The sequence below is a fragment of the Actinomycetospora sp. genome (genome assembly GCF_055612215.1).
This window is the reverse complement of the sequence record NZ_JBVPVA010000386.1, coordinates 1-5817: the sequence shown is the minus strand read 5'-3', so window position 1 is coordinate 5817 and position 5817 is coordinate 1. Positions and strand designations below refer to the sequence as shown.

Here is a 5817-nt window from a genome sequence, read left to right as displayed (position 1 = left end):
GAGGATGCCGGTCATCTGCCGGACCGCGGCGGCGGCGGCGAGGGCGGCTTCGCGGTCACCGCCGTCGAGCGCGGTGTTGCCCCCGCGCACCTGCTCGTGCACGACGGCGAGGGCGGCCGGGGTGCCGAGGTCGTCGTCCATCGCCGCGGCGAACGGCTCGATCGTGCCGGGGGCCGCCTGCGCGCCCACGGTGCCGATGCGCTCCTGCACGCGGTGCACGAACGTCTCGATCCGCCGGTACGCCGCCGACGCCTCCGCCAGCGCGCCCTCGGAGTACTCCACCGTGGAGCGGTAGTGCGGCGCGACGAGGTAGTAGCGCAGCTCCACCGCCCGGACCCGCTCGAGCACCGCGGGGATCGTCAGGGTGTTGCCGAGCGACTTGGACATCTTCGCGCCGGACATCGTCACCCAGGCGTTGTGCATCCAGTAGCGCGCGAAACCGTCACCGGCCGCGTGCGACTGCGCCTGCTCGTTCTCGTGGTGCGGGAACACCAGGTCGAGCCCGCCGCCGTGGATGTCGAACGTCGGCCCGAGGTAGTGGGTGGCCATCGCCGAGCACTCCAGGTGCCAGCCCGGCCGCCCCCGCCCCCACGGCGTCGGCCAGCTGGGCTCGCCGGGCTTGGCGGCCTTCCACAGCGTGAAGTCCCGCGGGTCGTGCTTGCCGCGCGACGGCGCTTCGCCCTGCTCCACGTCGTCGGGCCGCTGCCCGGAGAGCGTGCCGTAGTCGGACCAGGTGCCGACGGCGAAGTAGACGTCGCCGGAGTCGTTGTCGCAGGGGTACGCGTGCCCGGCCGCGATGAGCCGCTCGATGAGCTCGACCATCTCGGTGATGTGTCCGGTGGCCCGGGGCTCCACCGAGGGCGGCAGGCAGCCCAGCGCGTCGAACGCCGCGGTGAACTCCCGCTCGTGGGTCGCCGCCCACTCCCACCACGGACGGCCCGCCTCGGCCGCCTTCGTGAGGATCTTGTCGTCGATGTCGGTGACGTTGCGGACGAGCGTGACGTCCAGGCCGCCGTGGGCCAGCCAGCGGCGGAGCACGTCGAAGTCCACGCTCGAGCGGACGTGCCCGACGTGCGGCACTCCCTGCACCGTGGCCCCGCACACGTACAGCGACGCCCGGCCCTCGTGCTGCGGGCGGAACTCCCGCAGCGCGCGTGCAGCGGTGTCGTACAGGTGCAGGCTCACCACGGGGATCCTACGGACGGAGTCGAACCTCTCCCGAAACCGGTCCCACCGCACCGAAACCCTGGCCCGAGCGTGACCGGCGCCATAGGGTGCATCCCCGAGCACGTTCTACAGAGCCGTTGCGTGAGGAGTGATCTGCGTTGTCCATCACCTGCCGCACGTCCCTGGTGCGGTCAGCACCGGGCAAGTACGAGACGGCGACCGTCCAGGTCGACGACCCCCGGCAGGACGAGATCCGCGTCAAGATGGTCGCGTCGGGCCTCTGCCACTCCGACGACCACATCGCCACCGGTGACATCCCGGTCGGCACCTACCCGTTCGCCGGGGGCCACGAGGGCGCGGGCGTCGTCGAGTCCGTCGGGCCGAACACCAAGGGCTTCGAGGTCGGGGACAAGGTGATCTTCTCCTTCCTCCCCGCCTGCGGGAAGTGCCGCTGGTGCGCCACCGGCCACTCGAACCTCTGTGACCTCGGCGCGGGCCTGCTCGCCGGCACCCGTTGGGACGACCCGTCCACCCGCCTCCAGCTCGACGACGGCACGCCGGTCGGCCAGATGTGCGGCATCGGCACGTTCTCCGAGTACACGACGGTCGCGGTGGACTCGGCGATCAAGGTCGCGGACGACACCCGGCTGGAGGTGGCCTGCCTGCTGGGCTGCTCGGTGGGCACCGGCTGGGGCTCCGCGGTGAACACCGGTGACGTCCAGCCGGGCGACACCGTGATCATCCAGGGTATCGGCGGCATCGGCGCGAACGCCGTCCAGGGTGCGGTGCACGCGGGTGCGGCCAACGTCATCGCCGTCGACCCCGTCGCGTTCAAGCGCGAGAAGGCCCAGGAGCTCGGCGCCACCCACGCGGTGGAGTCGATCGAGGAGGCCACCGAGATCGCCAAGGGCTTCACCAACGGGCAGGGCGCCGACGTCTCGATCGTGACGATCGGCGTCACCAAGCCCGAGCACGTCGGCAACGCCTTCGCCTCGATCCGCAAGCAGGGCACCGTCATCGTCACGGGCCTCGGCGACATCACCGAGGTCGGCGTGCCGATCCCGATCGGCGAGCTCACCCTGTTCGAGAAGAAGCTCAAGGGCTCGCTGTTCGGGTCGTCCAACCCGCGCGCCGACATCCCGAAGATGCTCGACCTCTACAACCACGGGAAGCTCAAGCTCGACGAGCTCGTCACCAAGCAGTACAAGCTCGACGAGGTCGCCCAGGGCTACGAGGACATGCACGCGGGCAAGAACATCCGCGGCGTCCTGATCTTCGACTGATCCGGGGACCACGATCAGCACCACCACGAACGGCGTGCTGCCCCGGGCCGGCGTCCTGCCGGCCCGGGGCATGCTCGACGCGGCCCGCGCGGCCGTCGTCGGGCGCCGCACCGAGTCCGAGGTCCTCGCCGCGGCGCTCGCCTCCGGGCGCAGCGTCCTGCTCGAGGGCCCGCCCGGCACCGGCAAGACCACCCTGCTCCGCGCCCTGGCCGACGGCGCGGGCGTCGGGTTCGAGCTGGTGGAGGGCAACGCCGAGCTGTCGCCCACCCGGCTGGTCGGCCACCACGACGTCTCCCGGGTGCTCACCGAGGACTACCGGCCCGAGAACTTCGTGCCCGGCCCCCTCGTGCGCGCCCTGCGCAGCGGCGCGCTGCTCTACGTCGAGGAGCTCAACCGGGTCCCCGAGGAGACGCTGAACGTCCTGCTCGGGGTGCTCTCCGAGCGGCGGCTGCACGTCCCGCGCCTCGGCACCGTCGACGCCGCCGCGACGTTCCGGCTGGTCGCGGCGATGAACCCGTCCGACGGCGTCGGCACCGGCCGGATCACGCCCGCCCTCTACGACCGCTCCTGCCGCGTCGCCTTCGACCACCAGAGCGCCCCCGAGGAGCTCGCGATCGTCGCCCGTGGTTCCGAGGGGCCCGACGGTCCCGACGAGGCCTTCGCGCGGCGGGCGGTCGAGGCGGTGCGGGCCACCCGCAGCCACCCCGACCTGCGGCTGGGGTCGTCGGTGCGCGGGGCGCTCGACCTGGTCGCGCTCGCCTCGTCGCTCGCGTCGCTGCGCGCCGAGGCGCCCGCGCACCCGTCGGAGGAGACCGGGGCCGACGCGGCCCGGGCCGCCCTGACCGGGCGGGTCACGCTGGTGGAGGGCTCGTCGCGCACCGTCGAGGAGGTCGTCTCGGCGATCTGGGCGGCGACGGGGCCCCGTCCCGACGACGCGGCGGGGTCCGACCCGCGGGGTGCGGACGCCCCGGGAAAAGCCTGACCCCGGGTCGCTCGCCCGGGGCGCCGCCGCGGGTCGTCTCCGACCCGAGCAAGGTCGCCGAGCTGCTGCGCGACCAGTCGCGGCGGACCACCACCCGCGCCGAGCTGGAGAACCGGCACGGCGACGGGCTCGCGCAGGTCAGCCCTCGGGTCGGCGTGCTCGACGAGGCCGCCATGAGCTCCCGGGCGACCGAGGACCCCGACGCCGCGGTCGACCTGCTCGCCGACCTCGCCCGCGCCACCGACCCCGGCCTGCGCGCCGCGGCCCGCCGGCTGGCGGCGAAGCTGGTGATCCGCCCGCCCCGGCTCGGGCAGGAGGAGCGGCGGGGCACGACGCGCCTCGCGACGGTGGACCGCGAGGGCCCCGATCTCGACCTCGACGCCACCCTCGAGCGGTCGCCCCGGCCGGGCACGGACGACCTGCGCTGGCGCGGCTGGCGCTCCTCGGCGCGCGCGACGGTGCTGCTGGTCGACGCGTCCGGCTCCGTCGCGGGCAAGCCGCTGTCGACGGCGGTGACGACGGCGGGTGCGCTGGCCGCCGGGCTGCGGCCCGGGGACGAGCTCGGCGTCGTCGCGTTCTGGTCGCGGGCGGTGGTGCTCCGGGCGCGGTCGTCGCCGCGGCCCGCGTCGGCGGTGCTCGACGCGCTGTTCGACCTGCGCGGCGGCTCCACCACCGACCTCGCGCTCGGGCTGCGCACCGCGCTCGCGCAGCTCCACGACGCCCGTGCCGCGCACCGCGAGATCGTCGTCCTCACCGACGGGGCGTGGAACGAGGGCGAGGACCCGGTGCCGGTGGCGGCCCGGTCCGGGGTGACGGTGTCCGTGCTGCGCACCGTGGACTCGGCGGAGGCGGTCGCCGCGTGCGCGCGGCTGGCCGGCGCCGGGGGCGGACGGCACGCGCCGCTGCTGCGGGCCTCCGACGCGCCCGCCGCCGTCGCCGCCGTCCTGCGGTGAGCTCATACGGCACGGTGGCCGTCACCCGCCGGCGCGGCGGGCCAGCTCCCGGACGATGCCGCCCCGGTCGGTCGGCACGATGCGGGCCCGGCCGTTCGCCACCTCGACGACCATGCGGCCCGCCACCGCGTCCACGACCGTCAGCGGACCGACCCGGCGGCCCGACCCCCGGTGGCACGTCGCGCCGATCTGCACCTGGCGACGCGGCGGGTCGGCGCGCAGCGCGGCGAGGCGGTGGGCGACGGCGGGTGCGAGGCCATGAAGCGGGCGGTCGCCGAACAGCGCCGCCGCGGGCACCGTCATCGGGACGCCGGGCAGGGCGGGCTCGTCGGGGAGGCGCGCGAGCAGGCCGGCGGTGAGCAGCGCGACGACGTCGCCGTCGGTGCGGGCGTCGGGCGTCCGCGCGACGAGGTCGAGGACGAGCCCCCGACGGTCGACGTCGGGCTCCGCCACGACCGCGAGCTGGCCCGAGACCGCGGCGTGTCCGTGGCGCGCGACGGCGGACGGGCCCTCCCAGCACCGCAGGTCGACGTCGACCTCGGGGCGGGCGAGGACGGCGAGGGCGTCGGCGAGGTCCCCGATCGGCACGGGCGGGGTGCCGGGCGGGCCGGTGCGCGCCAGCCCGCGGGTGTGCAGCGCGGCGAGGGCGGCGCGGTCGGCGGCGTCGCGGGCGGAGAGCGTGGCGGCCTCGTCGGGGACCTCCAGCAGCGGCGGGCGGTCCCCGAGGCGCAGGTGGCGCCAGGCGGCGAGGAAGGCGTCCCGGTCGAGGCGCAGGCGGCGCGCGGGCGCCTCCGGCACGGAGGCCGTCACTCGCCGATCACCGGCGGCGCGACGCGCGGGAGCTCGCCCGCGATCGCGTCCGGATCGTCCTCGTGCAGGTACCCCGCGCGCGGGAGTCGCTGGTCGCCGGAGCCGCCGCCGGCGTAGCCGCCCATCGGCGCGAACGGCACGGCCCCGCCCTCGCCCGTCGGGGTGGGCGGCGCGGCGGCGCGGCCGCCCCCCCCGGACTCCAGGATCGGTCCGCCGGTCCCGGCGCGTGGGCCCGGCTCGAGGACGGGCCGGGCCGGGCCGCCGGGGGCGGGGCCGGTGCCGGAACCGGAGCCGGAGCCGGAGCCGGAGCCGGGGAACTGTGCCGGAGATCCGGGTCGTGGCGACCCGGATCCGGCCGCAGTGTCCGACCCCGTCCCGGGTCCGAGGGCCCCGGCGCCGGTCCCGCCGCGCGGGTGCCCCGGGGTCTCGCCGACCGCACCGGAGCCTGCACCCGAGCCGGGGCCGGTCGCGCCGCCCCTCGGTCCGGTCTTGCCGGGTGCTCCGCCGCCGGTCGCGCTCCCGGGCGATCCGGGGAGCCCGATGGCCCCGCCGCCCGTCGCGCCCGCTCCTCCCGGCCCCGGGGCACCGCCACCACCGGCTCCGGGTGCACCGCCACCTCCGC

The 5817-nt window shown here is 76.2% G+C and carries 6 protein-coding genes; 3 read left to right on the top strand and 3 right to left on the bottom strand.

Annotation, left to right across the window (positions count from 1 at the left end; genetic code table 11):
* Nucleotides 1–1185, bottom strand: a 1185-nt coding sequence (gene cysS / locus AC0CYZ_RS11070) for a cysteine--tRNA ligase (protein WP_472215209.1), incomplete at its 3' end; no start/stop codon positions are given.
* Between the two features lie 140 nt (nt 1186–1325).
* Here cysS and AC0CYZ_RS11065 point away from each other — a divergent pair.
* From AC0CYZ_RS11065 to AC0CYZ_RS11055, 3 genes are all read left to right on the top strand, one after another.
* Nucleotides 1326–2450 (top strand): NDMA-dependent alcohol dehydrogenase, encoded by a 1125-nt coding sequence (locus AC0CYZ_RS11065; RefSeq protein ID WP_472215207.1) that lies wholly within the window; start codon nt 1326–1328, stop codon nt 2448–2450.
* Nucleotides 2451–2484: 34 nt separating this feature from the next.
* Entirely contained in the window at nt 2485–3432 is a 948-nt protein-coding gene (locus tag AC0CYZ_RS11060) for an AAA family ATPase (RefSeq protein WP_472215205.1), read from the top strand.
* 173 nt (nt 3433–3605) lie between these two features.
* Complete coding sequence (locus AC0CYZ_RS11055) at nt 3606–4385, top strand: vWA domain-containing protein (protein ID WP_472215203.1); 780 nt, start codon at nt 3606–3608, stop codon at nt 4383–4385.
* A 21-nt stretch (nt 4386–4406) separates the two neighbouring features.
* Here AC0CYZ_RS11055 and AC0CYZ_RS11050 read toward each other — a convergent pair whose 3' ends face one another.
* Both AC0CYZ_RS11050 and AC0CYZ_RS11045 read right to left on the bottom strand, forming a co-directional pair.
* A complete protein-coding gene (locus AC0CYZ_RS11050) occupies nt 4407–5195 on the bottom strand; it encodes an ESX secretion-associated protein EspG (protein WP_472215201.1) in 789 nt (262 codons plus the stop codon).
* Nucleotides 5192–5335: a hypothetical protein gene (locus AC0CYZ_RS11045; RefSeq protein WP_472215199.1), complete on the bottom strand. Its 144-nt coding sequence runs from the start codon at nt 5333–5335 to the stop codon at nt 5192–5194. The genes AC0CYZ_RS11050 and AC0CYZ_RS11045 overlap by 4 nt, the downstream gene beginning before the upstream one ends.
* Between the last annotated feature and the right edge of the window lie 482 nt (nt 5336–5817).

What these genes read in the sequence shown, in the direction of transcription:
- AC0CYZ_RS11055 (WP_472215203.1), top strand. Translation starts at nt 3,606, where the DNA reads ATGAGCTCCCGGGCGACCGAGGACCCCGACGCCGCGGTCGACCTGCTC.